Source organism: Citrobacter sp. RHB35-C21 (genome assembly GCF_013816515.1).
In the GTDB taxonomy this organism is placed as follows: domain Bacteria; phylum Pseudomonadota; class Gammaproteobacteria; order Enterobacterales; family Enterobacteriaceae; genus Citrobacter; species Citrobacter braakii.
Window position 1 is genome coordinate 4,908,455 of sequence record NZ_CP057147.1, and the last position, 25,418, is coordinate 4,933,872.

Consider the following 25,418-nt stretch of genomic DNA (forward strand, 5'->3'; position numbering starts at 1 on the left):
AAGAAACGATGAAGGAATAAGAATAATTTTATATTTCCACGAAAGTGTATTTTAGAAAGAAGGAAGAAACCTTTGGTATTTTGCCAAAGATTGGCATAAGTGGCAAAAACAAGAAGATAAAAAGGACGCAGATCACCAGTTGAAACATTTTATCGTAAAAATAAAAACACTGTTTTATTTATTAAATAAAAGACATCATTCAATACATCAATACGAATTTCAGTCTGCAGACGCAGAAACAAAAAAAGCGCCATAAGGCGCTTTTTTCTGACAGCTGAAACTTACTTGCTGCCTGGGATGCTGAAACGCTTGTTGAAGCGATCAACACGGCCACCGGTAGCAACATCACGCTGCTTGCCAGTATAGAACGGGTGGCACTGACCGCACACGTCCAGGTTCAGATCGTGACCGACGGTAGAGCGGATTTTCATGACGTTACCGCAAGAGCAGTTTGCAGTAATTTCTTCGTATTTCGGGTGAATATCTTTTTTCATGGGAAAACCTCGGTTTAAGGCCGCGTCGCTCTTCCAGCCCTAACGCCAGACACCACGCGATGTTAATTATTCCCCGTCACCTTTCACGCTGCATCAACAGCCTGAAACTCTCGGGTAATGGTCATTGTTTGACGCAATCAATTTGCATCAAAGGCGGCGAATCATACAGAAATTAACCTGCTCATGCAAACTGATCCGCATTCTACCCTTCACTAATGTGTATACTAACCCGCCAGATTTCAAGTCAGGATGATTCAATGCCCGTTGCGCACGTTGCCTTACCCGTTCCGCTACCTCGCACCTTTGACTACCTGCTGCCAGAAGGCATGAGCGCCAAAGCTGGGTGTCGTGTACGCGTGCCCTTTGGCAAGCAACAGGAGCGCGTGGGCATCGTTTTATCCGTCAGCGAGCACAGCGAACTGCCGCTGAGCGAATTGAAAGCCGTTCTCGAAGTGCTGGACAGCGAGCCGGTTTATTCGACCTCCGTCTGGCGTCTGCTGCTGTGGGCGGCTGACTATTATCACCATCCTATCGGCGACGTACTGTTTCATGCCCTGCCGATTCTGCTGCGCCAGGGACGCCCGGCGACAAACGCGCCCATATGGTACTGGTTTGCCACTGAAGAAGGTCAGGTTATTGATCTCAACAGCCTGAAGCGCTCTCCCAAGCAACAGCAGGCGCTGGCTGCGCTACGCCAGGGAAAAATCTGGCGCGACCAGGTGGCTGAACTCGAATTTAATGACGCCGCATTACAGGCGCTGCGGAAAAAAGGGTTGTGCGATCTGGCGAGCGAAACGCCTGGTTTTAGCGACTGGCGTACGCACTACGCGGTTTCCGGTGAGCGTCTTCGACTGAATACCGAGCAAGCCACCGCCGTCGGGGCGATTCACAGCGCCGCGGACAGTTTTAGCGCCTGGCTATTAGCGGGCGTGACGGGCTCAGGCAAAACAGAGGTCTATCTAAGCGTACTGGAAAATGTCCTGGCCCAGGGCAAGCAGGCGCTGGTGATGGTGCCGGAGATTGGCCTGACGCCGCAAACTATTGCCCGTTTTCGCGAACGCTTCAATGCGCCGGTCGAAGTCCTGCACTCCGGTTTGAACGACAGCGAACGTCTTTCGGCCTGGCTGAAAGCAAAAAATGGCGAAGCGGCGATTGTTATCGGCACGCGCTCGTCGCTGTTTACACCGTTTAAAAATCTCGGCGTGATTGTCATCGACGAAGAGCACGACAGCTCTTATAAACAGCAGGAAGGCTGGCGCTATCATGCGCGCGATCTCGCGGTTTATCGCGCCCACAGCGAGCAGATCCCGATTATTCTCGGCTCAGCCACTCCAGCCCTGGAAACGCTGTGCAACGTGCGACAGAAAAAATATCGCATGCTGCGCCTGACGCGACGCGCCGGAAATGCGCGTCCAGCCACTCAGCACGTGCTGGATCTCAAAGGTCAGCAGGTGCAGGCCGGACTCGCCCCTGCGCTTATCACCCGTATGCGTCAGCACCTGCAGGCGGATAACCAGGTGATCCTGTTTTTGAACCGCCGGGGCTTTGCTCCTGCGCTGCTGTGCCATGACTGCGGCTGGATTGCCGAATGTCCGCGCTGCGATCACTACTACACGCTGCATCAGGCACAGCACCATTTACGCTGCCACCACTGCGACAGCCAGCGCCCAATACCACGTCAGTGCCCATCCTGCGGCTCAACGCATATGGTTCCGGTTGGACTCGGCACCGAACAGCTTGAGCAGGCTCTGGCCCCTTTTTTCCCCGGCGTGCCAATCTCACGCATCGATCGCGACACCACCAGCCGTAAAGGGTCGCTGGAGCAGCATCTGGCGGAAGTACATCGCGGCGGCGCACGAATTCTGATCGGCACGCAAATGCTGGCCAAGGGCCACCACTTCCCGGACGTCACCCTGGTGGCGCTTCTGGACGTTGACGGCGCGCTGTTCTCTGCAGATTTCCGGTCGGCAGAACGCTTCGCCCAGCTTTACACGCAGGTCTCCGGGCGAGCAGGACGCGCCGGGAAACAGGGCGAAGTGGTGCTACAAACGCACCATCCTGAGCATCCGCTGCTGCAAACTTTGCTGTACAAAGGTTATGACGCGTTTGCCGAGCAGGCGCTGGCCGAGCGACAAACGCTCCAGCTTCCACCGTGGACCAGCCATGTGATCGTGCGGGCAGAAGATCATAACAACCAGCATGCGCCAATGTTCTTACAACAGTTGCGAAATCTGATCCAGGCCAGTCCGCTTGCCGATGACAAACTGTGGGTGCTCGGCCCGGTTCCCGCCCTGGCCCCCAAGCGCGGCGGTCGCTATCGCTGGCAAATTTTGTTGCAACATCCGTCGCGAATTCGCCTGCAGCATATCGTCAGCGGTACGCTGGCGCTGATCAATACGTTACCCGATGCACGTAAGGTTAAATGGGTGCTGGATGTCGATCCCATCGAGGGATAATCCCTCACGATGCGAGGCGGATCGTAAAATTAAAGATCCATCACACTTTTTATGAAAATTCTGTAACCGCTTCCATTAACTATCTGATAAAAATGTTTCAGATGAAGGCTATTCAAGGACGAGTCTGTGCCAGCAGCTCTCTGGCGAGGAGAAAGAGTGAAACCGAATAAGCAGGTTGCCGCCGCTACGATGAAAGATGTTGCTCTGAAGGCGAAAGTCTCAACGGCAACCGTATCCCGCGCATTAATGAACCCGGACAAAGTCTCGCAGTCAACCCGTAACAAGGTTGAACAGGCTGCGCTGGAAGTGGGATATTTACCCCAATCAATGGGACGCAACGTTAAGCGTAATGAATCACGTACCATTCTGGTGATTGTGCCGGATATCTGCGATCCGTTTTTTAGTGAAGTGATTCGCGGCATAGAAGTGACCGCCGCTGAGCAGGGATATCTGGTGCTTATCGGCGACTGCGCCCACCAGAATCAGCAGGAAAAGACCTTCCTCAACCTCATTATCACCAAGCAGATCGATGGCATGGTGCTGCTCAGTTCGCGACTGCCGTTTGATGCCAGCGTGGAAGAGCAGCGCAACTTGCCGCCGATGGTCATGTCCAACGAGTTCGCGCCAGAGCTGGAACTCCCCACCGTGCACATTGATAATCTCACCGCCGCCTTCAACGCGATGAACTATCTGCTGGAACTGGGGCATAAACGCATTGGCTGTATCGCCGGACCAGAGGATATGCCGCTGTGCCATTACCGTCTGCAAGGTTACGTTCAGGCATTGCGCCGCAGTGGAATTACGGTCGATCCGCATTTCATCGCGCGTGGTGACTTTACCTATGAAGCGGGAGCCAATGCGCTTAAGCAACTCCTTGAGCTTCCACAGCCACCTACTGCGGTCTTTTGCCACAGCGATGTCATGGCGCTGGGGGCACTCTCTTACGCCAAACGTCAGGGTCTGAAGGTACCTGACGATTTATCCATCATTGGCTTTGATAATATTTCGCTCACGGAATTTTGTGATCCACCCCTGACAACCGTCGCACAGCCGCGTTTCGATATCGGACGTGAAGCTATGCTGTTACTGCTCGATCAATTACAAGGTCAGAACGTCAGCAGTGGCTCACGTTTACTGGACTGCGAGCTTATTATTCGGGGCACTACCCGGGCACTGACGTAAAGTAAAGTGCTTTCGGACTCCCCTGTCTGGTCAAAGGCCCGCCGCTTAAGTAACATGGCGGGCTGACGAACGAATAAATACAGCGAAACGATAGTGGCACAACGAGATTATGTACGTCGCGGCCAACCGGCACCTTCGCGGCGCAAGAAGAGCACATCACGGAAAAAACAACGCAATACGCCTGCGGTATCGCCCGCTATGGTTGCTATTGCTGCAGCCGTACTCGTGACCTTTATCGGTGGTCTGTACTTCATTACGCATCACAAGAAAGAAGAGTCCGAAACGCTGCAAAACCAGAAAGTCACCGGTAATGGCATCCCGCCAAAACCGGAAGAGCGCTGGCGATACATCAAAGAGCTGGAAAGCCGTCAGCCTGGCGTACGTGCGCCTACCGAACCGTCTGCAGGCGGCGAGGTACTGAACGCCGATCAGCTAACCAATGAGCAGCGCCAGTTGTTGGCGCAAATGCAGGCCGATATGCGCCAACAGCCAACGCAGCTCAACGAAGTACCGTGGAACGAACAAACTGCGGAACAACGCCAGCAAACGCTGCAGCGTCAACGTCAGGTGCAACAGCAGCAGTGGAATAACACCCAACAGCAGGCTCAACAGCCGCGCCAACGGGTAACGGAACAGCCGTACCAGCAGCAGCAAACGCGTACTGCGCAAGCCGCACCGGTACAGCAGCCGAAGGCGCAGCCAAAACCGGCGGCCCAACAGCCGTATCAGGATCTACTGCAAACACCTGCGCATACCACCGCCGCTCAGCCGAAAACGCAGCCGGCCGCGCCGATAACAAATGAAACGCAGCCGCCAAAACAGACGGCGGAGAAAAAAGATGAACGCCGCTGGATGGTACAGTGCGGCTCATTTAAAGGCGCTGAGCAGGCAGAAACCGTGCGCGCGCAGTTGGCTTTTGAAGGCTTCAACTCACGTATTACCACCAATAACGGCTGGAATCGCGTGGTCATTGGTCCGGTCAAAGGCAAAGAGAATGCCGACAACACCATCAGCCGCCTGAAAGTTGCTGGTCACACAAACTGCATTCGACTCGCCACTGGGGGTTGAAACCCCCAAAATCCCCCCCATCTATACTTGCATTACGCCCCGCATACTGCGCGGGGCCTGTGTTTTGCATTTGTAACCAAGGGGTCTGCTCGTGACAACAATAGTAAGCGTACGCCGTAACGGCCATGTGGTAATCGCCGGTGATGGTCAGGCCACACTGGGTAACACCGTAATGAAAGGCAACGTGAAGAAAGTCCGCCGTCTGTACAACGACAAAGTCATCGCGGGCTTTGCGGGCGGTACTGCGGATGCATTCACGCTGTTTGAACTGTTTGAACGCAAGCTGGAAATGCACCAGGGTCACCTGGTGAAAGCTGCCGTTGAACTGGCAAAAGACTGGCGTACCGACCGTATGCTGCGCAAACTCGAAGCGCTGCTGGCCGTTGCGGATGAAACTGCATCACTCATCATCACCGGTAACGGCGACGTCATACAGCCAGAAAACGATCTGATTGCCATCGGCTCCGGCGGTCCCTACGCCCAGGCTGCTGCACGCGCTCTGCTGGAAAACACCGAGCTTGGCGCACGCGAGATTGCTGAGAAAGCGTTGGATATTGCAGGGGATATCTGCATTTATACCAACCACTTCCATACCATCGAAGAATTGAACTCCAAAGCGTAAGGATCCCCCATGTCTGAAATGACCCCACGCGAAATTGTCAGCGAACTGAACAAACACATCATCGGCCAGGATAACGCAAAGCGTTCCGTGGCGATTGCCCTGCGTAACCGCTGGCGCCGCATGCAGCTCAACGAAGAGCTGCGCCATGAAGTTACGCCGAAAAACATTCTGATGATTGGCCCAACCGGCGTCGGTAAAACCGAAATCGCCCGTCGTCTGGCAAAACTGGCCAACGCGCCGTTCATCAAAGTTGAAGCAACAAAATTCACCGAAGTCGGCTATGTTGGTAAAGAAGTTGACTCTATCATCCGCGATCTGACCGATGCTGCCATCAAAATGGTCCGCGTTCAGGCCATCGAGAAAAACCGCTTCCGTGCCGAAGAGATGGCGGAAGAGCGCATTCTCGACGTGCTGATCCCACCGGCTAAAAATAACTGGGGACAGTCAGAGCAGCCGCAGGAACCTTCTGCAGCGCGTCAGGCGTTCCGTAAAAAACTGCGTGAAGGCCAGCTGGATGATAAAGAGATCGAAATCGATCTCGCGGCCGCACCGATGGGCGTTGAAATCATGGCGCCTCCGGGAATGGAAGAGATGACCAGCCAGCTACAGTCCATGTTCCAGAACCTGGGCGGTCAGAAGCAAAAACCGCGTAAGCTGAAAATCAAAGACGCGATGAAGCTGCTGATTGAAGAAGAAGCGGCCAAACTGGTGAATCCGGAAGAGCTGAAACAGGAAGCTATCGACGCCGTTGAGCAACACGGAATCGTGTTTATCGACGAAATCGACAAAATCTGTAAGCGCGGCGAATCCTCCGGCCCGGACGTGTCCCGTGAAGGCGTACAGCGCGACCTGCTGCCGCTGGTTGAAGGCTGCACGGTCTCCACTAAACACGGTATGGTGAAAACAGACCACATTCTGTTTATCGCCTCTGGCGCATTCCAGGTAGCGAAACCGTCTGACCTGATCCCGGAACTGCAGGGTCGTCTGCCGATTCGTGTCGAGCTGCAGGCGCTGACCACCAGCGATTTTGAGCGTATCCTTACCGAACCGAATGCCTCCATCACCGTCCAGTACAAAGCGCTGATGGCGACCGAAGGTGTGGACATCAACTTCACCGAATCGGGCATTAAACGCATTGCCGAAGCGGCCTGGCAGGTCAATGAAACCACCGAAAACATCGGTGCACGTCGTCTGCATACCGTTCTCGAGCGTCTGATGGAAGATATTTCCTATGATGCGAGCGATTTAAACGGCCAAAGCATCACAATTGATGCCGAATATGTGAGCAAACATCTGGATGCGCTGGTCGCAGATGAAGATCTGAGCCGTTTTATCCTATAATCGCGTTCAATGCATTTTCATCACTGTTGATGGGGCTGATAAAGCCCCATTTTTATTGGCGCTAAATATGACTGAACAACAAAAAATTAGCCGCTCACAAGCCTGGCTGGAAAGTTTACGACCTAAGACCTTACCGCTCGCCTTCGCGGCGATCATCGTCGGTACGGCATTAGCATGGTGGCAAGGATACTTCGATCCGCTGGTTGCTCTGTTGGCATTGATTACGGCAGGACTGCTGCAAATTCTGTCCAACCTCGCTAACGACTATGGCGATGCCGTCAAAGGCAGCGACAAGCCCGACCGCATTGGACCGCTGCGCGGTATGCAAAAAGGGGTTATCACCCAACAGCAGATGAAGCGTGCGCTGATCGTCACCGTGGTGTTGATCTGTCTGTCGGGTTTAGCCCTGGTTGCTGTGGCCTGTCACACGCTGGCGGATTTTGTCGGTTTTCTGGTGCTTGGGGGCCTGTCGATTATCGCGGCGATCACCTACACCGTGGGTAATCGCCCTTACGGATATATCGGTCTGGGCGATATTTCCGTGCTGGTATTCTTTGGCTGGCTTAGCGTGATGGGAAGCTGGTATCTGCAGGCGCATACGCTGATTCCGGCGCTGATTCTGCCTGCCACCGCCTGTGGCCTGCTGGCAACTGCCGTGCTCAACGTCAACAACCTGCGCGATATCAACAGCGACAGAGAGAACGGCAAGAACACGCTGGTAGTACGTTTAGGTGCCGTCAATGCCCGCCGCTACCATGCCTGCCTGCTGATGGGGACGCTGGTCTGCCTGGCGCTGTTTAACCTGTTTTCGCTACAAAGTCTGTGGGGATGGCTGTTTATCCTTGCCGCTCCGCTGCTTTTCAAACAGGCGCGTTACGTGATGCGCGAAATGGATCCTGCGGCAATGCGTCCGATGCTGGAACGCACCGTAAAAGCGGCGCTATTAACTAACTTGCTGTTTGTCGTTGGAATTTTCTTAAGTCAGTGGTCTCTTTAACTGACAAATATCAATTAACAATTTCAATTTTTAGAATCGCATAACGCCTCGCAACCCTTACAAATAGAGGGGCGCGAGGTTTTTCCATGTTTTTTATATTTTCCGGGGATACCTCGGGGATACCAACGAACGGTAAACACCGTGATCTATAAGTACTAAAATCAGCGTTTCCCAGCTTACTTAACCGATCACGTGGTCTGAAGCCCAACCGTACGAGAGCGTACGCTAAGTGCATTTTTTAATGCAGGTTGGGCGAGTGAAGAAAATGAGGGTTTTATTTACTTTTGCCATTAATGCCAGTATCCGTGCGGTTTCCGGCATTAACGGTCTTAATAAACCCAGTAATCAAATCAACGTAAACCTGACCGACAACGCCACGAATTTGTAGATTTAAATTCATAAGGTTACGTTTTTAGCGTCCGATCTCGTACGGTTGCCCCCCAAACCAGGGGGCTTAACGCTTGAAGCGGCGTAGCCGCAGTTTTTGACAATTTCGGATATTCCCCGCATTTTTTAACAGGAAAAAATTTACTTTAAGGCGTATTAAGGTGTTTTTACCAATGGATGATGTCTTCAATGATAAGGGAAATGAACGATATAGACCGGGGCGGGTTACGGCTGTTAACGCTTGGTGAGATTAACCTGGCCCGTACCCTCTACGCTTTCACCATCCGCTATAACGAAGTCTGGATCCACCGCAGCAGCTATCTACCTTTCAACCTCCAAAAGAACAACTACGCCATGACGCCCAACGGCGAGTTGTACTTTCAGGAAGGTACTTATGAGCCTGACTTTTCACAGCCGCATGTTAATAACGATCGCGTTAGTGGGCAGCATCTTTTTTTACATGAAATGATGCACGTCTGGCAGCATCAGCGCGGGATGATGGTAAGGATGCGGGGCCTGTTCTCTTGGGCAGTTGATTACTATTACACGTTGGATAAGGCCATACTCTTGGATTACGGCTTAGAGCAGCAGGCTGCAATGGTGGCGGATTATTGGCTGCTTAAAACGTATGGATTCGGCAACCGCTCTGATTTGTATCTCCTCAAGGATTACGATCCATCTGAGCCTGTCCTTAGCCTCATATCCCGCTATGAGAAAGTGTTAAGGAGGTTCCCGCATTGAAACACTACTTTCTCATTCCTGCCTTTTTTGCGCTGGCTGGGTGTGGCGCTGGCGATAGCGTTCCCCCATGGCGTAGTTTCCCCATTATAAATAATTCGCTTTGCTTCTCTGTTAATAAATCGGACGTTCTGAGCCGATACGGCGTTTATTCTGAGCAGGGGAATGAATACAAGACATTGGCGGAAAATTCGCATGTAGCTCTCTCCTATCCTGAAACGTGCTTAAAAATACCGATAACGCCGGGCTATATCTATGCGGCTTCATACACGTTGAACGGAAAGAATTACCGTTACAACTTTTTCATCGACAGAAACGGGCAAATATTAAGCACAAAATAAGGAAATCTAAAAATGTCATTACCAGCTTATATGTATATTTATGATGAAAATGGACAGCTGATCAAAGGCAGTTGCATGGCGCTGGGCCGTGAGGGTGCAATTGAAATCATGAACAGCAGTTACGGTGTGTACCAAAACACATGCCGCAACACTGGCAAGCTGATGGGTTCGCGCGAACACAACGCTTTTACCCTGCACAAAGAGATTGATAAGACCTCGCCATATTTTGCGGTTGCAGTCTGCCAAAGTAAGCGGCTGCAAAAGGCAGTAATCCACTATTACGACATCAACGAGGCGGGTGTCGAATACGAGATTTACCGAATTACGCTTAACAACATCGTAATCATGTCCGTCAATGCTGCTCATGCTTATATGCCGGGTTCCCACACTCCGGGCATGATGGAAAATATAGCCATCACCTACTCAGGCATTGAGTGGTTTTATATCGAAGGGAATATCAAATACGACGATGACTGGAGCCGCCCGGTTGGTTACAACCAGCAGCAGAGGTAAATCGAATTGGCAGGCAGATCTGCTGAAAATAAAGACCACTTAGCAGACTGCCTGCAATACTCGTCGCTATTCCCGAACACACTTACTTGCAATACGAGCGTACTTGATCATCAAATCAACGTAAATCAAACCAATAATGCAACAACTTTATAGACTTAAAATCATAAGGTTACGTTCTTAGCGTACATTTCCGTACGGTTGGGCTTAAACCCCCATCAACACATCAGCTTTATAGCCTGCTATAGCCCATTGTCTTACGGTATCAAGGGCCTTGAGCCAGCGGCCTAAATCATTATTTCTGATTTTAGTTGTTCTCCGTGTATTTCCATTCCAAAGCATTTTTGTACTTAAAATGGTTGTGGGCGGATCCGGTAACAATCTCCCGCCATCTTTATCACGGTAGCTATCATATGCATAGCGATAGACAGCACGCAGAACACGTGCCCATAAATCAGCCTGGGCTTTGCTGCCTTTTTCTTCACGCCTGAACGGGCCACCAAACCCTATGCCATGCCCGGTAATGATCCAGTGTCTCGTTTCCACCATTTCACACGTGATAGATGAAAGTTGAAGAGCCATCCAGTCACCAGAATAATTATTGATGGTGTCTTCATATTTTTCGCTGGTCGTTTTTTTATACGCCCGGCAGCCAACCGGGATTTGATGTACTCATCCAAAGCATCAGACAGCGTTACCGCCCATTTTTTCTCTTCACGCCGCCGTTCGTTCGGGTTACGCCGTGTGATAGCTACTTCACTTAAGGCGTTATATGCCCGCTCTCTGGCCTGCTCAATAGTCATATCCGGGAACTTGCCCAACGTCACACGGTAAAATTTTACGTCGCGCTTTCGGGACACACAAAAACTTTTGCTGCCACTAGACGTAACGCGCAGCCGCAACTCATTAACGACACTATCAGCATAATCAAGGCGTTTGCCGGCATCAGGAACGGGGAGTTCCTGATGCACGGCTTTGGTGAATCTGATCGTTCTCATAGGGCTTTCTTTTATGCTCCAGCAATCTTCCGGAGATACCTCGGGGATACTTTACAGAGGGAAATACGGGTAATTTCAGGTCATTATCAGCTGTTTTCAAAATCAGTAATCACCTGTTTTTCAATGAAAAATACGAATAGTTATTGATCTGGACACTAATTAACAATTGATGATTTTGCCAACAGTCCACATAGCGCGATATACTGAAAATTCTCGCAGCAACTGAACGTTAAGCCTATGAAATACGATACATCCGAGCTTTGTGACATCTATCAGGAAGATGTCAACGTCGTGGAACCGCTGTTCTCTAACTTTGGAGGACGGTCGTCGTTTGGCGGACAAATCATCACGGTAAAATGTTTCGAGGACAACGGGTTGCTGTACGATCTGCTCGAACAAAATGGCCGTGGTCGCATTCTGCTGGTCGATGGTGGCGGTTCTGTCCGTCGTGCGCTGGTCGATGCCGAACTGGCACGACTGGCCGTACAGAATGAATGGGAAGGTCTGGTCATCTACGGCTCAGTCCGCCAGGTAGACGATCTGGAAGAACTGGATATCGGCATTCAGGCGATTGCCGCAATTCCGGTAGGTGCTTCAGGAGAAGGTATTGGGGAAAGCGATGTGCGCGTCAACTTTGGCGGCGTGACATTCTTCTCCGGCGACCACCTGTACGCCGACAACACCGGGATAATCCTCTCCGAAGACCCGCTCGATATCGAGTAAGTGAAAAAGGCACCGCAAGGTGCCTTTTTTATGCGTTGTCACTGATTGCCAGTTGGCGGCTTACGCCTTATCCGGCCTACAGGCACTCGCAGTCTACATCCTCTATAGATTTCGCGTCAGGGCAAGGCGGCAAGTAAGTGAATCCCCAGGAGCATAGGCCACTATGTGACTGGGGTGAATGTACGCAGCCAACGCCGCCATAACGTGAAATATGACGAGGATTAGACTTCTTCCATACGCCCCAACAGGGCATGCAGACGATCCTGCCAGCCGTTCTGCTGTTCTTTCAGGTTGTTGTTCTCACGCTCCAGCTCTTCACGCTGCTGCTGTGCAGACTGAACTTCCTGCGACAGTGAGTTGTTCTTTTCTTTCAGCTCTTCGATTTCCATCTGTAACAGCGTGATGGTATCAATCGCCTGCTGTACTTTTGCTTCCAGTTTCTCAAACACTTCTAATGACATCGTCATACCTCTCCTGAATTGCAAGGCGTTGATGGATAAAAATCCTCGTCCCGATAACCGGCGACGCCTTAATAAAAACGAGCGCACTCTACTTAACACCGATTGTATGAAGCCGCGTCATCCCTGTCCAGCGGCATCCCGCGCAGATTGCGGTTTGCAACACTTTTCGTCTTTCTCCTGGTGACATTACTATCATAACTCTTAAGTGTTAACGAATTGATCATTGAAATGATTCAGCTCACACTATTTTTGTATAACAAATACCGCGAAATGGCGCGATAACGCTCATTTTGTTGATGGAGTACACACATTTCAATTTCGATATTTCTCGTTTTTGAGCGTTAACGATAAATTAACAGTGTGCCTACCGGCTCCGGGGATGTCAGTGACCTTCTCGCATACAATAAACATTAAACTCTCTTCAGGATCCGATTATGAGTCAAACATCAACCTTAAAAGGCCAGTGCATTGCTGAATTCCTCGGTACCGGGTTGTTGATTTTCTTCGGTGTGGGATGTGTCGCTGCACTCAAAGTTGCTGGGGCTACTTTTGGTCAGTGGGAAATCAGTATCATCTGGGGTCTGGGGGTAGCGATGGCTATCTATCTGACCGCAGGCGTTTCTGGTGCACACCTGAATCCAGCGGTAACCATCGCACTCTGGCTGTTCGCCTGTTTTGATAAACGCAAAGTTGCTCCTTTTATTATTTCGCAAATTGCCGGCGCCTTTTGCGCAGCGGCACTGGTTTACGGGCTTTATTACAATCTTTTCATCGATTTCGAACAAACTAACCATATCGTGCGCGGCAGTACCGAAAGCCTGGGTCTGGCAGGTACTTTCTCGACCTATCCGAACCCGCATATCAATTTTGTGCAGGCCTTCGCGGTTGAAATGGTCATTACCGCTATTCTAATGGGGCTGATTCTGGCTCTGACCGACGATGGTAACGGTGTACCTCGTGGTCCGCTGGCACCACTGCTGATCGGCTTGTTGATTGCCGTTATTGGTGCTTCCATGGGTCCGCTGACAGGTTTTGCGATGAACCCGGCACGTGACTTCGGACCGAAACTCTTCGCCTGGATGGCCGGATGGGGTGAGATTGCCTTCACGGGTGGTCGTGATATCCCTTACTTCCTGGTCCCGGTGTTTGGCCCGATTACCGGCGCGATTTTAGGCGCATGGGCATATCGCAAACTGATTGGTCGCCATTTACCGTGCGATGTCTGCGCGATTGAAGAGAAAGACGTTGCGACCAACACTCAACAAAAAGCTTCGCAGTAATGTGACTACGGGACAAATAATCATGACTGAAAAAAAATATATCGTTGCGCTCGACCAGGGCACCACCAGCTCCCGCGCGGTCGTAATGGACCACGATGCGAATATCGTTAGCGTTTCACAGCGCGAATTCGAGCAAATCTACCCGAAAGCAGGTTGGGTAGAACATGACCCAATGGAAATTTGGGCGACCCAAAGCTCCACGCTGGTAGAAGTTCTGGCGAAAGCCGATATCAGTTCCGATGAAATTGCAGCGATCGGTATTACCAACCAGCGTGAAACCACCATCGTCTGGGAGCGTGAGACCGGTAAACCTATCTATAACGCAATTGTGTGGCAGTGTCGTCGTACCGCGGATATCTGCGAAAAGCTCAAGCGCGACGGAATGGAAGAGTACATCCGTAATAACACGGGTCTGGTAATTGACCCGTACTTTTCCGGCACTAAAGTGAAGTGGATCCTCGACCACGTAGAAGGCTCACGTGAGCGCGCTCGTCGCGGCGAACTGCTGTTCGGTACGGTAGACACCTGGCTTATCTGGAAAATGACGCAGGGACGCGTACACGTAACGGATTACACCAACGCCTCTCGTACCATGCTGTTCAACATCCACTCCCTGGACTGGGATGACACGATGCTGGATGCGCTGGATATTCCGCGTGCAATGCTGCCAGAAGTGCGTCGTTCTTCTGAAGTGTACGGCCAGACCAACATCGGTGGTAAAGGCGGCATTCGTATTCCTATCTCCGGTATTGCCGGTGACCAGCAGGCCGCTCTGTTTGGCCAGCTGTGCGTGAAGGAAGGGATGGCGAAAAACACTTACGGTACCGGCTGCTTCATGCTGATGAACACTGGCGAGAAAGCCGTTAAGTCCGAAAATGGACTACTGACCACCATCGCCTGTGGACCGACCGGGGAAGTGAACTACGCGCTGGAAGGTGCGGTATTTATGGCTGGCGCATCCATCCAGTGGCTGCGCGATGAAATGAAACTCATCAGCGATGCATTCGACTCTGAATATTTCGCCACCAAAGTGAAAGATACCAACGGCGTGTACGTCGTTCCGGCATTTACAGGCCTTGGCGCACCGTACTGGGACCCGTATGCACGCGGAGCCATCTTCGGCCTGACCCGTGGCGTAAACTCCAACCACATCATCCGCGCAACGCTTGAGTCTATCGCTTACCAGACCCGTGACGTACTGGAAGCGATGCAGGCTGACTCCGGTATTCGCCTGCACGCCCTGCGCGTCGATGGCGGTGCGGTCGCCAACAACTTCCTGATGCAGTTCCAGTCCGATATTCTCGGCACGCGCGTTGAGCGCCCTGAAGTCCGCGAAGTCACCGCATTGGGTGCGGCTTACCTTGCCGGTCTGGCAGTAGGTTTCTGGCAGAATCTGGATGAACTGCAGGAGAAAGCGGTCATCGAGCGTGAATTCCGCCCTGGCATCGAAACCACCGAGCGTAATTTCCGTTACAGCGGCTGGAAAAAAGCGGTCAAACGCGCCATGGCGTGGGAAGATCACGACGAGTAATTCGTCATTGCCGGATGGCGACGTTACCTTGTCCGGCAATATCTTCGTGCGGGGGCAACCCCGCACACACATCAATAATCTAGTCCCCTCCCCTGTGCTACACTTCGCGTCATTCCTTTCAGCTACGAGTTTGCAATGAGACGAGAACTTGCCATTGAATTTTCACGCGTGACCGAAGCGGCCGCGCTGGCTGGCTATAAATGGCTGGGCCGCGGCGATAAAAATACCGCTGATGGCGCGGCGGTGAACGCCATGCGTATTATGCTCAACCAGGTCAACATCGACGGCACCATCGTGATTGGCGAGGGTGAGATTGATGAAGCTCCGATGCTGTTTATCGGCGAGAAAGTCGGAACCGGCCACGGTGATGCGGTCGACATCGCCGTCGATCCTATCGAAGGCACGCGTATGACGGCAATGGGCCAGGCGAATGCGCTGGCGGTGCTGGCTGTAGGCGATAAAGGCTGTTTCCTGAACGCGCCAGACATGTACATGGAAAAGCTGATTGTCGGCCCTGGCGCAAAAGGGTCCATCGACCTGAACCTGTCACTGGAAACCAACCTACGAAACATTGCAGCCGCGCTGAACAAACCACTGAGTGACCTGACCGTCACCATCCTGGCAAAACCACGCCATGACGAGGTTATTGCAGAGATGGCGAAACTGGGCGTGCGCGTCTTCGCCATTCCTGACGGCGACGTTGCGGCCTCGATTCTGACCTGTATGCCTGACAGCGAAGTTGACGTGCTGTACGGTATTGGCGGCGCTCCGGAAGGCGTGGTTTCCGCGGCCGTCATCCGCGCGCTGGACGGCGACATGCAGGGCCGCCTGCTGGCGCGCCATGACGTCAAAGGCGACAGCGAAGAGAACCGTCGTATTGGCGAACAGGAACTGGCCCGCTGCACCGCGATGGGCATTGAAGCGGGCAAAGCGCTGCGTCTGGATGAAATGGCGCGCAGCGACAACGTCATTTTCTCCGCTACCGGCATCACCAAAGGCGATCTGCTGGAAGGGATTAGCCGTAAAGGCAATATCGCAACCACCGAAACGCTGTTGATCCGCGGCAAATCACGCACGATCCGCCGCATTCAGTCGATTCACTACCTCGATCGCAAAGATCCCGATGTGCAGGCGCACATCCTGTAATTGATTTGATCAATAGAGCCTTCCAGCCCATCCGGGCTGGAAATCTTTCGTCCAACGAACGAAGATAAGGCAATCAAAGCAGACAGGAGAAAACCATGGCAGATTGGGTAACAGGCAAAGTCACAAAGGTGCAGAACTGGACCGATGCCCTGTTTAGTTTGACCGTGCGAGCTCCGGTTCTTCCTTTCACTGCAGGTCAGTTCACCAAGCTTGGCCTTGAGATCGACGGTGAGCGCGTCCAGCGCGCCTATTCCTACGTGAATGCGCCCGATAACCCCGACTTAGAATTTTATCTGGTGACGGTTCCCGACGGCAAACTCAGCCCTCAACTGGCGGCGCTAAAGCCTGGCGATGAAGTTCAGGTGGTGAGTGAGGCCGCTGGATTCTTCGTGCTGGATGAAGTCCCTGATTGCGAAACGCTATGGATGCTGGCAACCGGCACGGCTATCGGCCCGTATTTGTCGATTCTGCAACTAGGCAAAGATCTGGGGCGCTTTAAAAATCTGGTGCTGGTCCACGCCGCACGCTATGCCGCCGATTTGAGCTACCTGCCATTGATGCAGGCGCTGGAAAAGCGCTACGAAGGTAAATTACGCATCCAGACGGTTGTTAGCCGTGAGACAGCCGTAGATTCGCTGACCGGGCGTGTACCGGCGCTGATTGAAAGCGGTGAACTGGAAAAGGCGGTAGGGCTGCCAATGGATAAAGAAACCAGCCATGTGATGTTGTGCGGAAATCCACAAATGGTACGCGACACGCAGCAACTGCTGAAAGAGACCCGGCAGATGACCAAACACCTGCGCCGTCGACCGGGCCATATGACTGCTGAACACTACTGGTGAGGGTTGCCGGGAGGCGCTTGCGCTTCTCCGGTCGACAACTACTGGCGCTCGGCTTTGTACTTTACGTCCTGCGTATCCTTACCATATTTATTTTCGTCCTGGGTGCCAACGAACGCGCCCAGATCGATAAGCATACCGACCAGAATGAGCGTCGGAACAAAGCGACCAACCGCCCATTGCCAGACGCCGGGTAACATCGTCCAATTTCCGGCCAGCAGCATCCACGCCAAAATCATCAGCAGCGCCCACGCTCCAGAACGTCCCCGATCGTGCAGGCGTTTTACCGTCACTGCCGCCGTCGGCCATAGCAGACAAACCAGACAAAATGCCGCAGTCTGAATATCGAGTAATTGCTTGCTCGCCAGCGAGAACAGAACCAGCATTCCGACGATCCACAGACCTATCCAAATCCAGAAATCACGGCGCCCGATGCGCCCTTTAAATGAGAATAACCACTGCTGTATGGTCATGTAAGTTCCTTTATTATTACCTTCCAGAACAGTTTACCCTTTTGACAAGCCCGACAGTTACCGTTTTAATCGTGAGCAGTCATAACGAAAGGTACGATTGATGAAGCAAGGATTTACACTGTTTTTATTATTGTTTTCAGTCTTCACCGCGAGCGTTGCGGCACGGGCGGAAGAGCCATCGACGGCAACCACGGCCCCCTATTTACTGGCGGGTGCGCCGACCTTTGACCTGTCGATTAGCCAGTTTCGCGAAAACTTTAATACGCAGAATCCGAAGCTTATCCTGAATGAGTTCCGCGCCATCGACAGCAGCCGCGATCGGGCAAACCTCACCCGCGCGGCCAGTAAAATCAATGAAAACCTGTATGCGTCCTCCGCCCTTGAGCGCGGCACGCTAAAAATCAAAAGTATGCAGATAACCTGGTTGCCGATTCAGGGACCAGAACAAAAGGCGGCCAAAGCGAAAGCGCTGGAATACATGACCGCCGTCATTCGTACCGTCGCCCCGCTACTGACGAAAGAGCAGAGCCAGAAAAAGCTGCAAAAACTGCTCGCTGCCGGCAAAGGTAAACACTATTACGCCGAAACAGAAGGCGCAATTCGCTATGTTGTGGCAGATAACGGTGAAAAAGGGCTGACCTTCGCTGTTGAACCGATTAAGCTGGCACTATCAGAAAGTCTTGAGAAGGCGAATTGATGACAAAAAGCAAAGCCTTTCCGCAGACGAATCTCTATACTGTTTCACAGACCATGCTGCCCTGACGGGCGGCCATATTCCTTAATTCGCTGACAAGCGTGGAGAAATGAAATGCGACATCCTTTAGTGATGGGTAACTGGAAACTGAACGGCAGCCGCCACATGGTAAACGAACTGGTTGCTAATCTGCGTAAAGAACTGGCTGGCGTTGCTGGCTGTGCAGTAGCAATCGCTCCGCCGGAAATGTATATCGACCTGGCGAAACACGCCGCTGCCGGTAGCCACATTATCCTGGGCGCGCAGAACGTTGACCTGAACCTGTCTGGCGCATTTACCGGTGAAACAAGTGCTGAAATGCTGAAAGATATCGGCGCGCAGTACATCATTATCGGTCACTCTGAGCGTCGTACTTACCACAAAGAGTCTGACGAGCTGATCGCTAAAAAATTCGCCGTGCTGAAAGAACAAGGTCTGACTCCGGTTCTGTGCATCGGTGAAACCGAAGCAGAAAACGAAGCGGGCAAAACTGAAGAAGTCTGTGCACGTCAGATCGACGCCGTTCTGAAAACTCAGGGCGCGGCAGCATTCGAAGGCGTCGTTATCGCTTACGAACCAGTATGGGCTATCGGTACCGGTAAATCTGCAACTCCTGCTCAGGCTCAGGCTGTTCACAAATTCATTCGTGACCACATTGCTAAAGCTGACGCGAAAATCGCTGAACAAGTTATCATCCAGTACGGCGGTTCCGTAAACGCAGCTAACGCAGCAGAACTGTTCGCTCAGCCGGATATCGATGGCGCGCTGGTTGGCGGTGCTTCTCTGAAAGCAGATGCCTTCGCGGTCATCGTTAAAGCAGCAGAAGCGGCTAAACAGGCGTAATGCTGTTGAGGCGGGTAGCGCTTCGCTGACCCGTCCTCCAAGACTGTAGGCCCGGTAAGCGTTAGCGCTACCGGGCTTTTTTTTACAACTTACCCAACACGCTAAACCACAGATAATCCAGCGGCAGAAGAAGCAGATATGTTGCCGTCGCCAGCGCGATACACAGCAGCATCCCCGCCCTCGCAGGCACTTTCCCAAGCGCCATCGCCACCACAATCGGCGAAGCCTGATACGGCAGTAGCGGTGTGGAATACCCCAATACCTGAATCATAATTACCGACAGCAGCGGGAACCCAGTCGCATCGGCAAAACTTTGCGCCAGAGTGGTATACAGCGCCGGAACGCCGTTCGCCGTCATAATAAAATTGAGTGCGGTGGTAATGCCGGTCAGCGCGAGAAAGCTGGTAAATGGTTTTTCCGCATCCAGCGGCATCACCTGTAACAGCGCCTCGCCCACTGCATTGCCAATGCCGGTCTGGGTAACGGTAATTGCCAACCCCAGAATCCCCGCCACGTAAATGCAGGTCCTGATATTTACCCCGGAGGAAAACTCGTCGCCATTGATAAAGCCAACCCGTGGTAGCAGCGTGATAACCGCTGCCGCCAACCCGGTCCACGCAGGCCCTATACCGTGCCAGCTTTCACTTACCCACAGCAGCAGCACCACTGCTAACATCCAGGCCAGACGTTTTTCATCCCGGCTCATTGGTTCCGCTGGCGTGAGATCGCGCGGTGCGTGGGGCTTGCCAGGGAACAGCCAGCAGATAAGCATGATGAGCACCGCGCCTTTCAGCCAACCCAGAACCGGCGTATGCAGCAGCAAATAGGGAAGATAATTGAGGTGGATGCCGTAAGAGCCTTCCGCCGCGCCGCTCATTACCAGATTTGGCACGTTAGCGGGTAAAATGGTCGCGGAAAGCTGGAACGTCCCAAACCCGACGGCCAGCGCCAGACCATACCAGGCGCGCGTACCCTCGTTAATTCCGGCACGCTTCGCCATTGCGGCAACAATCGGCATCAGCAGCGCAATACGCCCCATATTGGACGGCATCACAAACGCCAGCGCGTAACTGAGCAGCACCACGCTCGCTACCATTAACGGCCAGGAATCGGTCAATCGCGATGACAGCGCTCTCGCCGCCCTGTCCGCCAGCCCCGTTTTGCGAATCGCGATACCCAGCACAAAACCACTAAAGACCAGCCAGAATGCCGAAGACGCAAATCCGCCAAAGATCACATCCGCAGGTGCGATTTTGGCAACCATTGCCACGGCAAAGAACAGCAGCGCCGTTATAAACTCCGGCAGTAGCGACGTCGCCCAGAGCAGGATAGTAATGCCAACCACCAGAGAGGGGATAAACAGAGGGTGTGTAAGCCAGAGCGACATGCCTGTCTCCTGTTGTTTTTTTCAACAAGAATACGGGGACAGACATGCGGAGTAAATGCCAGATTAGGTGGGGTTAACGCAGAATATCACATTGATGATCCTGAATTTCCTCAGCGGAGGCGAGATTGAGCGACAACATATTGCGCTGGGTCGCCAGCAGGACAAAGGACTCATCGCTCTGACGCACCATCGCCAGCGCATAGCTGCCCATGTGCTCACGCGCATCCGGCACCTCTTCCGCCAGCATCATAAACGGGCTGCGTTGCGCCAGTTCATTTTCCGTGACGCGACGCGCCAGATATTCATGACCGCGTAGCCCACCCGGTAATGGCAGCCAACGGGTGCTGATTTTCGCCAGATTGTCATCCAACTGTTTTCTGACATCGGTTCGCAGGCAGGAAATATGAATATGCAGATGATTTTGCGTACGCCCGCTACGCGAGTTAATGGTCAGCGATACCGCTTTATCAGGGATTTCCTGACCGTATTTTTGGCTCATAAAGCTGCGCGCCTGCCAGGCCAGCCAGAAAAAGTTCGGCGTACCTGATTTCAGCAGCAGCGGGCTTTCCGTTCCGTTGATGCGCCAGGTCGGCATCAACAGGTATTGCAGTGGGCCGTTACGATCTTTGAACACCACATATCCGGCATCCGGCTTCACTTCGGCGCACGGCGCGGGATCCTGCTGCTGCAATTGGTGCGGCAGGCATTGCTGAAGAACAATCTGGCGTAATGCGTCCGGGTTACCGGTGAATTTCCAGTACCCGATACCTGCAGCAGCGGCGACTACAATCACCGCCAGTAAAAGATAGCCTGCTTTTTTCATTACGCGTTCCCTGTATCTCATTGAAGGGCAAGAGTAACGCAAAACCATGACAAATAAAAAACCCGGTCGCGTTATGCCACCGGGTCGGTAAATCACAGACTTATTTAGCGCTTGCTGATCTGGTCAAACGTACCACCGTTAGAGAAGTGCTCTTTCTGCGCTTTCGTCCAGCCGCCAAACTCTTCGTCGATGGTGAACAGTTTCAGCTTCGGAAATGCATTTTCGTATTTCTTCGCAACGTCTGCATCACGCGGACGATAGTAGTTTTTCGCTGCAATTTCCTGACCTTCCGGTGAGTAGAGATATTTCAGGTAGGCTTCCGCCACCGTTTTGGTGTCTTTCTTTTCCACTACTTTGTCGACCACGGAAACGGTCGGTTCCGCGAGGATAGATTCACTCGGCGTCACTATCTCGAATTTGTCTTTGCCCAGCTCGTTTGTCGCCAGCAGGGCCTCGTTTTCCCAGGCGATCAGCACATCACCGATACCGCGTTCAACGAAGGTATTGGTTGAGCCACGCGCACCGGAGTCCAGCACTTCAACATTCTTATACAGGGCCTTCACGAAGTCTTGTGCCTTGGCCTGATCGTTGTTGTTGTGGTGCAAGGCGTAGCCCCATGCCGCCAGATAGTTCCAGCGTGCGCCGCCTGAGCTTTTCGGGTTTGGCGTAATGACCGACACGCCTGGTTTGATCAGATCGTTCCAGTCATGAATTTGTTTGGGGTTGCCTTTGCGGACCAGGAAAACGATGGTGGAGGTGTATGGCGCGGAGTTATCCGGCAGACGCTTAATCCAGTTTTTATCGATACGACCACGTTCAGCAATGGCATCCACATCGTAAGCCAGCGCCAGCGTCACGACATCGGCTTCAATGCCGTTAATGACGGAGGTCGCTTGTTTACCCGAACCGCCGTGCGACTGGCGGATCACGACGTTGTCGCCCGTTTCCTGCTTCCAGTGCGCGCTAAAGGCCTTATTGTACTGCTCGTACAATTCACGCGTTGGATCGTACGATACGTTAAGTAACTGAATATCCTTTGCCAGAACGCTGGTCGATGCCAGCAATAATGTTAACCCTACTCCCCATTTGTTCATCGCCCAGCTCTCTTATGTGGTGTTGTGATGAGCAAAGCGTGCCAGAAAGGTATCCAAACATTAAAGAATAAAAAAAGATTTGTTATAACTTGGGGGAATAAATGCGGGGAATTGTGCCGAATGGTGGTTAGCGGCTCATCAGGCCTACAAGTCTTTACAACCTGTAGGCCTGATGCGCTTAGCGCCATCAGGCGCGGAAAAAACAATCAGTACAGTTTTTTCGCGCAGTCCAGCCAGTCACCTTTGAACGGACGCTTCATGTTTTCAATCGCGTCGATGATGTCGTGGTGAACCAGTTGCTCGTTCTGAATACCTACACAGCGACCGCCGTGACCGGCCAACAGCAGTTCAATGGCATATGCGCCCATACGGGACGCCAGGATACGGTCGTAAGGCACCGGAGAACCACCACGCTGGATGTGACCCAGTACGGTTGAGCGCGTTTCACGACCCGTTTCTTTCTCGATGTAATGCGCCAGTTCGTCAACGTCACACATGTGCTCAGTGATCGCCACAATCGCGTGTTTTTTACCTTTCGCGATGCCTGCTTTGATTTCAGCAACCAGATCGTCACGGCTGAATTCCACTTCCGGAACCACCACAAACTCACAGCCACCAGCAATGGCAGCCGCCAGGGTCAGATCGCCACAGTAGCGGCCCATCACTTCAACGATGGAAATACGCTGGTGAGAAGAAGAGGTATCACGCAGACGGTCAATCGCTTCGACTACGGTACCCAGAGCGGTGAAATAACCGATGGTGTAGTCGGTGCCTTTGATATCGTTGTCGATAGTGCCCGGCAGACCGATGCATGGGAAGCCCATTTCAGTCAGGCGTTTTGCCCCCATGTATGAACCGTCACCACCGATAACAACCAGTGCGTCAATGCCTCGCTTTTTCAGGTTTTCGATAGCCACGGCACGCACGTTTTCGTCGCGGAATTCCGGGAAGCGGGCAGAACCGAGGAATGTACCGCCACGGTTGATCATGTCGGACACGCTGTAGCGGTCAAGTTGAACCATACGGTCTTCATACAAACCCAGGTAGCCATCATGGATCCCCATGACTTCCAGCCCTTCCGTCAACGCTGCACGTACAACACCACGGATTGCTGCGTTCATGCCCGGCGCATCACCGCCGCTTGTCAACACACCGATTTTCTTAATCATGACTACCTCTGAACTTTGGAATGCAAAATGAAATCTGCTGCCGGAAGTCGATTCCGCATATCGAAACGATCCAACGAATATGCAGATAGTATAACAATCACTTCCTGCTGAATTGATTCAGGTCAGGCCAAATGGTGGTAATTTATACACAAAATGCTGGCCCGGTTCACTTTTTTTACAACGAATTATAAAAGCTCAAACATCTTGCCTTCCTTGGGTACGACCGAACAGGGATCCTGATGAATGATGACATCCGATCCCGGGAAACGCCGTAAAATTGCCTGCTCTACCTGTTCAGCCACTAAATGCGCCTGAACGAGCGGCAGATTATCTTCCATTTCCAAATGAATCTGAATAAAGCGGGTCGGCCCTGACTGCCGCGTGCGAAGATCGTGAGCGCCGCTGACTCCAGGCCATGACGTCACAATATCAATAATTTCCTGACGTTCTTCATCGGGTAAAGCGCGATCCAGCAAAGACTGTACCGCCTCATAACCCATGCGTAATGCACTATATAAAATATAGATGCCAATCCCGAGCGCAAACAAGGCATCTGCGCGATGCCAGCCGTACCATGCCAGCCCAAGCGCCACGAGAATCGCACCGTTCATCATAACATCAGACTGATAATGAAGCATATCCGCCCTAACGGCCTGACTTTGCGTGCGCTTAACCACCCAGCGCTGAAACGAGACCAGAATGATTGTACACACTAACGCAATGATGGTGACAACCACCCCGACGCCAGGATCTTTCATTGGCGTGGGTTGGATGAGATGCTGAATCCCGGTCAGGAATAAAAACAGCGCCGAACCGGAAATAAACATGCTTTGCGCCAGCGCCGCTAGCGATTCCGCTTTTCCGTGTCCGAACGTATGTTCATCATCGGCCGGTTGCAAAGAATAGCGCACCACCAACAGGTTGGTTAACGACGCGGCGATGTCCACCAAAGAATCCACCAGCGCTGCCAGAATACTGACCGATCCGGTGTACCACCACGCAAAAATCTTGATCAAAAGTAACAGCGATGCCATCACGGTCGCCGCGATAGCCGCCCGGCTAACCAGCCGCCCATAGGTTTGATTCATAAACACTCCTGCCATGATATGCCGCTAGTATAACGGATGAAGTAAAACAGTCAGGCAATAACCGAGTGACAAATTTTGGGCAAAAAAAACCCCCACATCATGTGGGGGAAGACAGGGATGGTGTCTATGGCAAGGAAAACAGGGTTACTACTGGGAACGTGAGTTGCTACTACTCAATAAATTCAACGATGAGCTTTTTTTCCAGTGCGCTACGTCGCGCAGTTGCTCCATTCGTTGTTCATGTCTCTCATTTAAAACCGCTTGCTGCTCGGGCGTTAACAGGCGATACATCTGGTTGCGAACCTTGGCTATTTCAACCTGGCGGGCAACCTGTTCTTGCGCCATTCTTTCTGCCTGAGCGCGCACAGCGCGTTCATCAAATTTCTCTGCGGTGACAAGGCGATGCATTGTCTCCATTTCGCTAACATTAACAGGAGGCTGTTCGTGTCTTGCCTGCTGCATTAAATCTCGCATCTGTTGACGTTGATGTTCGGTTAAACTGATACCGTCGAACATGTGGCTCTGAACGCTGCGTTGCGCGGAGCCTTCACCCAGGTGCCAGTGATCGCCTGTGACGACTTCAGCTGCGTGGCTTAAAGTACTCAGTGCCAGCGTTGAGGCCATGACGGCAGCGGTAACTTTGCCCATCACTTGCTCCCAAAATCTTTTCTGTCGCGATTCAACGAGAGACAGT

The 25,418-nt window shown here is 52.4% G+C and carries 28 protein-coding genes; 17 read left to right on the top strand and 11 right to left on the bottom strand.

The features are described 5' to 3' along the window. Positions 1–281: 281 nt before the first annotated feature. On the bottom strand, positions 282–494 hold the full coding sequence (gene rpmE, locus HVZ39_RS23720; RefSeq protein ID WP_008787040.1) for a 50S ribosomal protein L31: 213 nt from the start codon (positions 492–494) through the stop codon (positions 282–284). 257 nt (positions 495–751) lie between these two features. Here rpmE and priA point away from each other — a divergent pair, with 257 nt between their 5' ends. From priA to tssD, 10 genes are all read left to right on the top strand, one after another. After that, positions 752–2,950 (top strand): primosomal protein N', encoded by a 2,199-nt coding sequence (gene priA, locus HVZ39_RS23725; protein WP_016155264.1) that lies wholly within the window; start codon positions 752–754, stop codon positions 2,948–2,950. A gap of 156 nt (positions 2,951–3,106) precedes the next feature. Beyond that, a complete protein-coding gene (cytR, locus tag HVZ39_RS23730; RefSeq protein ID WP_016157916.1) occupies positions 3,107–4,132 on the top strand; it encodes a DNA-binding transcriptional regulator CytR in 1,026 nt (341 codons plus the stop codon). A 93-nt stretch (positions 4,133–4,225) separates the two neighbouring features. Beyond that, a complete protein-coding gene (gene ftsN, locus HVZ39_RS23735) occupies positions 4,226–5,200 on the top strand; it encodes a cell division protein FtsN (RefSeq protein ID WP_072034356.1) in 975 nt (324 codons plus the stop codon). 91 nt (positions 5,201–5,291) lie between these two features. Continuing rightward, entirely contained in the window at positions 5,292–5,822 is a 531-nt protein-coding gene (hslV, locus tag HVZ39_RS23740; RefSeq protein ID WP_003028805.1) for an ATP-dependent protease subunit HslV, read from the top strand. A gap of 9 nt (positions 5,823–5,831) precedes the next feature. Beyond that, on the top strand, positions 5,832–7,163 hold the full coding sequence (gene hslU / locus HVZ39_RS23745) for an HslU--HslV peptidase ATPase subunit (RefSeq protein ID WP_003028803.1): 1,332 nt from the start codon (positions 5,832–5,834) through the stop codon (positions 7,161–7,163). A 67-nt stretch (positions 7,164–7,230) separates the two neighbouring features. Continuing rightward, the gene (menA, locus tag HVZ39_RS23750) at positions 7,231–8,160 is read left to right on the top strand and encodes a 1,4-dihydroxy-2-naphthoate polyprenyltransferase (protein ID WP_016157915.1); all 930 of its coding nucleotides are present in this window, start codon (positions 7,231–7,233) and stop codon (positions 8,158–8,160) included. A gap of 265 nt (positions 8,161–8,425) precedes the next feature. Further along, positions 8,426–8,548, top strand: coding sequence for a hypothetical protein (locus HVZ39_RS26790; protein WP_016157914.1), 123 nt, complete (start codon positions 8,426–8,428; stop codon positions 8,546–8,548). Between the two features lie 188 nt (positions 8,549–8,736). Then, a complete protein-coding gene (locus HVZ39_RS23755; protein WP_181633723.1) occupies positions 8,737–9,288 on the top strand; it encodes a type IV secretion protein Rhs in 552 nt (183 codons plus the stop codon). Next, positions 9,285–9,626, top strand: coding sequence for a putative T6SS immunity periplasmic lipoprotein (locus HVZ39_RS26490; RefSeq protein WP_220137863.1), 342 nt, complete (start codon positions 9,285–9,287; stop codon positions 9,624–9,626). Before HVZ39_RS23755 ends, HVZ39_RS26490 begins: the two co-directional genes overlap by 4 nt. A 12-nt stretch (positions 9,627–9,638) precedes the next feature. Then, complete coding sequence (tssD, locus tag HVZ39_RS23760; protein WP_016155257.1) at positions 9,639–10,139, top strand: type VI secretion system tube protein TssD; 501 nt, start codon at positions 9,639–9,641, stop codon at positions 10,137–10,139. A gap of 204 nt (positions 10,140–10,343) precedes the next feature. Here the strand turns inward: tssD and HVZ39_RS26740 are convergent, their stop codons facing one another. Together HVZ39_RS26740 and HVZ39_RS23765 are read right to left on the bottom strand one after the other, a co-directional pair. Continuing rightward, entirely contained in the window at positions 10,344–10,685 is a 342-nt protein-coding gene (locus HVZ39_RS26740) for a hypothetical protein (RefSeq protein WP_249419269.1), read from the bottom strand. Beyond that, a complete protein-coding gene (locus HVZ39_RS23765; RefSeq protein WP_249419277.1) occupies positions 10,643–11,134 on the bottom strand; it encodes an Arm DNA-binding domain-containing protein in 492 nt (163 codons plus the stop codon). Before HVZ39_RS23765 ends, HVZ39_RS26740 begins: the two co-directional genes overlap by 43 nt. A gap of 237 nt (positions 11,135–11,371) precedes the next feature. Here HVZ39_RS23765 and rraA point away from each other — a divergent pair, with 237 nt between their 5' ends. Further along, positions 11,372–11,857, top strand: coding sequence for a ribonuclease E activity regulator RraA (gene rraA / locus HVZ39_RS23770; protein ID WP_008787034.1), 486 nt, complete (start codon positions 11,372–11,374; stop codon positions 11,855–11,857). A gap of 221 nt (positions 11,858–12,078) precedes the next feature. Here rraA and zapB read toward each other — a convergent pair whose 3' ends face one another. Further along, the gene (zapB, locus tag HVZ39_RS23775) at positions 12,079–12,324 is read right to left on the bottom strand and encodes a septal ring assembly protein ZapB (protein WP_019077914.1); all 246 of its coding nucleotides are present in this window, start codon (positions 12,322–12,324) and stop codon (positions 12,079–12,081) included. 428 nt (positions 12,325–12,752) lie between these two features. Here zapB and HVZ39_RS23780 point away from each other — a divergent pair, with 428 nt between their 5' ends. From HVZ39_RS23780 to fpr, 4 genes are all read left to right on the top strand, one after another. Further along, positions 12,753–13,598 (top strand): MIP/aquaporin family protein, encoded by an 846-nt coding sequence (locus HVZ39_RS23780; protein ID WP_016155255.1) that lies wholly within the window; start codon positions 12,753–12,755, stop codon positions 13,596–13,598. 22 nt (positions 13,599–13,620) lie between these two features. Continuing rightward, the gene (gene glpK / locus HVZ39_RS23785) at positions 13,621–15,129 is read left to right on the top strand and encodes a glycerol kinase GlpK (protein WP_016155254.1); all 1,509 of its coding nucleotides are present in this window, start codon (positions 13,621–13,623) and stop codon (positions 15,127–15,129) included. Between the two features lie 135 nt (positions 15,130–15,264). Next, positions 15,265–16,275: a class II fructose-bisphosphatase gene (gene glpX / locus HVZ39_RS23790; protein WP_016155253.1), complete on the top strand. Its 1,011-nt coding sequence runs from the start codon at positions 15,265–15,267 to the stop codon at positions 16,273–16,275. 95 nt (positions 16,276–16,370) lie between these two features. Then, positions 16,371–17,117: a ferredoxin--NADP(+) reductase gene (gene fpr / locus HVZ39_RS23795; RefSeq protein ID WP_016157907.1), complete on the top strand. Its 747-nt coding sequence runs from the start codon at positions 16,371–16,373 to the stop codon at positions 17,115–17,117. A 38-nt stretch (positions 17,118–17,155) separates the two neighbouring features. Here fpr and HVZ39_RS23800 read toward each other — a convergent pair whose 3' ends face one another. After that, complete coding sequence (locus tag HVZ39_RS23800) at positions 17,156–17,587, bottom strand: DUF805 domain-containing protein (protein WP_016155251.1); 432 nt, start codon at positions 17,585–17,587, stop codon at positions 17,156–17,158. 100 nt (positions 17,588–17,687) lie between these two features. Here HVZ39_RS23800 and HVZ39_RS23805 point away from each other — a divergent pair, with 100 nt between their 5' ends. Further along, on the top strand, positions 17,688–18,284 hold the full coding sequence (locus HVZ39_RS23805; protein WP_181629429.1) for a YiiQ family protein: 597 nt from the start codon (positions 17,688–17,690) through the stop codon (positions 18,282–18,284). A gap of 111 nt (positions 18,285–18,395) precedes the next feature. Continuing rightward, complete coding sequence (tpiA, locus tag HVZ39_RS23810) at positions 18,396–19,163, top strand: triose-phosphate isomerase (RefSeq protein WP_003028783.1); 768 nt, start codon at positions 18,396–18,398, stop codon at positions 19,161–19,163. A gap of 82 nt (positions 19,164–19,245) precedes the next feature. Here the strand turns inward: tpiA and HVZ39_RS23815 are convergent, their stop codons facing one another. The 6 genes from HVZ39_RS23815 to cpxP all read right to left on the bottom strand — a co-directional run bounded on the left by HVZ39_RS23815 (position 19,246) and on the right by cpxP (position 25,372). Then, on the bottom strand, positions 19,246–20,550 hold the full coding sequence (locus HVZ39_RS23815) for an SLC13 family permease (protein WP_103284381.1): 1,305 nt from the start codon (positions 20,548–20,550) through the stop codon (positions 19,246–19,248). A 73-nt stretch (positions 20,551–20,623) separates the two neighbouring features. After that, the gene (locus HVZ39_RS23820) at positions 20,624–21,373 is read right to left on the bottom strand and encodes a CDP-diacylglycerol diphosphatase (RefSeq protein ID WP_181633035.1); all 750 of its coding nucleotides are present in this window, start codon (positions 21,371–21,373) and stop codon (positions 20,624–20,626) included. 104 nt (positions 21,374–21,477) lie between these two features. Beyond that, positions 21,478–22,467, bottom strand: coding sequence for a sulfate/thiosulfate ABC transporter substrate-binding protein Sbp (gene sbp / locus HVZ39_RS23825; RefSeq protein WP_016155247.1), 990 nt, complete (start codon positions 22,465–22,467; stop codon positions 21,478–21,480). A 206-nt stretch (positions 22,468–22,673) separates the two neighbouring features. After that, positions 22,674–23,636 (bottom strand): 6-phosphofructokinase, encoded by a 963-nt coding sequence (gene pfkA, locus HVZ39_RS23830; RefSeq protein WP_003028778.1) that lies wholly within the window; start codon positions 23,634–23,636, stop codon positions 22,674–22,676. Positions 23,637–23,821: 185 nt separating this feature from the next. After that, positions 23,822–24,724: a CDF family cation-efflux transporter FieF gene (gene fieF / locus HVZ39_RS23835; RefSeq protein WP_016155246.1), complete on the bottom strand. Its 903-nt coding sequence runs from the start codon at positions 24,722–24,724 to the stop codon at positions 23,822–23,824. 147 nt (positions 24,725–24,871) lie between these two features. After that, positions 24,872–25,372 (bottom strand): cell-envelope stress modulator CpxP, encoded by a 501-nt coding sequence (gene cpxP, locus HVZ39_RS23840; protein ID WP_016155211.1) that lies wholly within the window; start codon positions 25,370–25,372, stop codon positions 24,872–24,874. Positions 25,373–25,418: the final 46 nt, after the last annotated feature.

What these genes read in the sequence shown, in the direction of transcription:
- sbp (WP_016155247.1), bottom strand. Translation starts at nt 22,467, where the DNA reads ATGAACAAATGGGGAGTAGGGTTAACATTATTGCTGGCATCGACCAGC.
- glpK (WP_016155254.1), top strand. Translation starts at nt 13,621, where the DNA reads ATGACTGAAAAAAAATATATCGTTGCGCTCGACCAGGGCACCACCAGC.
- cpxP (WP_016155211.1), bottom strand. Translation starts at nt 25,372, where the DNA reads ATGGGCAAAGTTACCGCTGCCGTCATGGCCTCAACGCTGGCACTGAGT.
- fpr (WP_016157907.1), top strand. Translation starts at nt 16,371, where the DNA reads ATGGCAGATTGGGTAACAGGCAAAGTCACAAAGGTGCAGAACTGGACC.
- zapB (WP_019077914.1), bottom strand. Translation starts at nt 12,324, where the DNA reads ATGACGATGTCATTAGAAGTGTTTGAGAAACTGGAAGCAAAAGTACAG.
- HVZ39_RS23755 (WP_181633723.1), top strand. Translation starts at nt 8,737, where the DNA reads ATGATAAGGGAAATGAACGATATAGACCGGGGCGGGTTACGGCTGTTA.
- priA (WP_016155264.1), top strand. Translation starts at nt 752, where the DNA reads ATGCCCGTTGCGCACGTTGCCTTACCCGTTCCGCTACCTCGCACCTTT.
- HVZ39_RS26790 (WP_016157914.1), top strand. Translation starts at nt 8,426, where the DNA reads ATGAGGGTTTTATTTACTTTTGCCATTAATGCCAGTATCCGTGCGGTT.
- rpmE (WP_008787040.1), bottom strand. Translation starts at nt 494, where the DNA reads ATGAAAAAAGATATTCACCCGAAATACGAAGAAATTACTGCAAACTGC.
- HVZ39_RS23800 (WP_016155251.1), bottom strand. Translation starts at nt 17,587, where the DNA reads ATGACCATACAGCAGTGGTTATTCTCATTTAAAGGGCGCATCGGGCGC.
- HVZ39_RS23780 (WP_016155255.1), top strand. Translation starts at nt 12,753, where the DNA reads ATGAGTCAAACATCAACCTTAAAAGGCCAGTGCATTGCTGAATTCCTC.
- tssD (WP_016155257.1), top strand. Translation starts at nt 9,639, where the DNA reads ATGTCATTACCAGCTTATATGTATATTTATGATGAAAATGGACAGCTG.
- glpX (WP_016155253.1), top strand. Translation starts at nt 15,265, where the DNA reads ATGAGACGAGAACTTGCCATTGAATTTTCACGCGTGACCGAAGCGGCC.
- HVZ39_RS23805 (WP_181629429.1), top strand. Translation starts at nt 17,688, where the DNA reads ATGAAGCAAGGATTTACACTGTTTTTATTATTGTTTTCAGTCTTCACC.
- menA (WP_016157915.1), top strand. Translation starts at nt 7,231, where the DNA reads ATGACTGAACAACAAAAAATTAGCCGCTCACAAGCCTGGCTGGAAAGT.
- tpiA (WP_003028783.1), top strand. Translation starts at nt 18,396, where the DNA reads ATGCGACATCCTTTAGTGATGGGTAACTGGAAACTGAACGGCAGCCGC.
- pfkA (WP_003028778.1), bottom strand. Translation starts at nt 23,636, where the DNA reads ATGATTAAGAAAATCGGTGTGTTGACAAGCGGCGGTGATGCGCCGGGC.
- HVZ39_RS26740 (WP_249419269.1), bottom strand. Translation starts at nt 10,685, where the DNA reads ATGGTGGAAACGAGACACTGGATCATTACCGGGCATGGCATAGGGTTT.
- fieF (WP_016155246.1), bottom strand. Translation starts at nt 24,724, where the DNA reads ATGAATCAAACCTATGGGCGGCTGGTTAGCCGGGCGGCTATCGCGGCG.
- rraA (WP_008787034.1), top strand. Translation starts at nt 11,372, where the DNA reads ATGAAATACGATACATCCGAGCTTTGTGACATCTATCAGGAAGATGTC.
- hslU (WP_003028803.1), top strand. Translation starts at nt 5,832, where the DNA reads ATGTCTGAAATGACCCCACGCGAAATTGTCAGCGAACTGAACAAACAC.
- HVZ39_RS23815 (WP_103284381.1), bottom strand. Translation starts at nt 20,550, where the DNA reads ATGTCGCTCTGGCTTACACACCCTCTGTTTATCCCCTCTCTGGTGGTT.
- HVZ39_RS23765 (WP_249419277.1), bottom strand. Translation starts at nt 11,134, where the DNA reads ATGAGAACGATCAGATTCACCAAAGCCGTGCATCAGGAACTCCCCGTT.
- HVZ39_RS23820 (WP_181633035.1), bottom strand. Translation starts at nt 21,373, where the DNA reads ATGAAAAAAGCAGGCTATCTTTTACTGGCGGTGATTGTAGTCGCCGCT.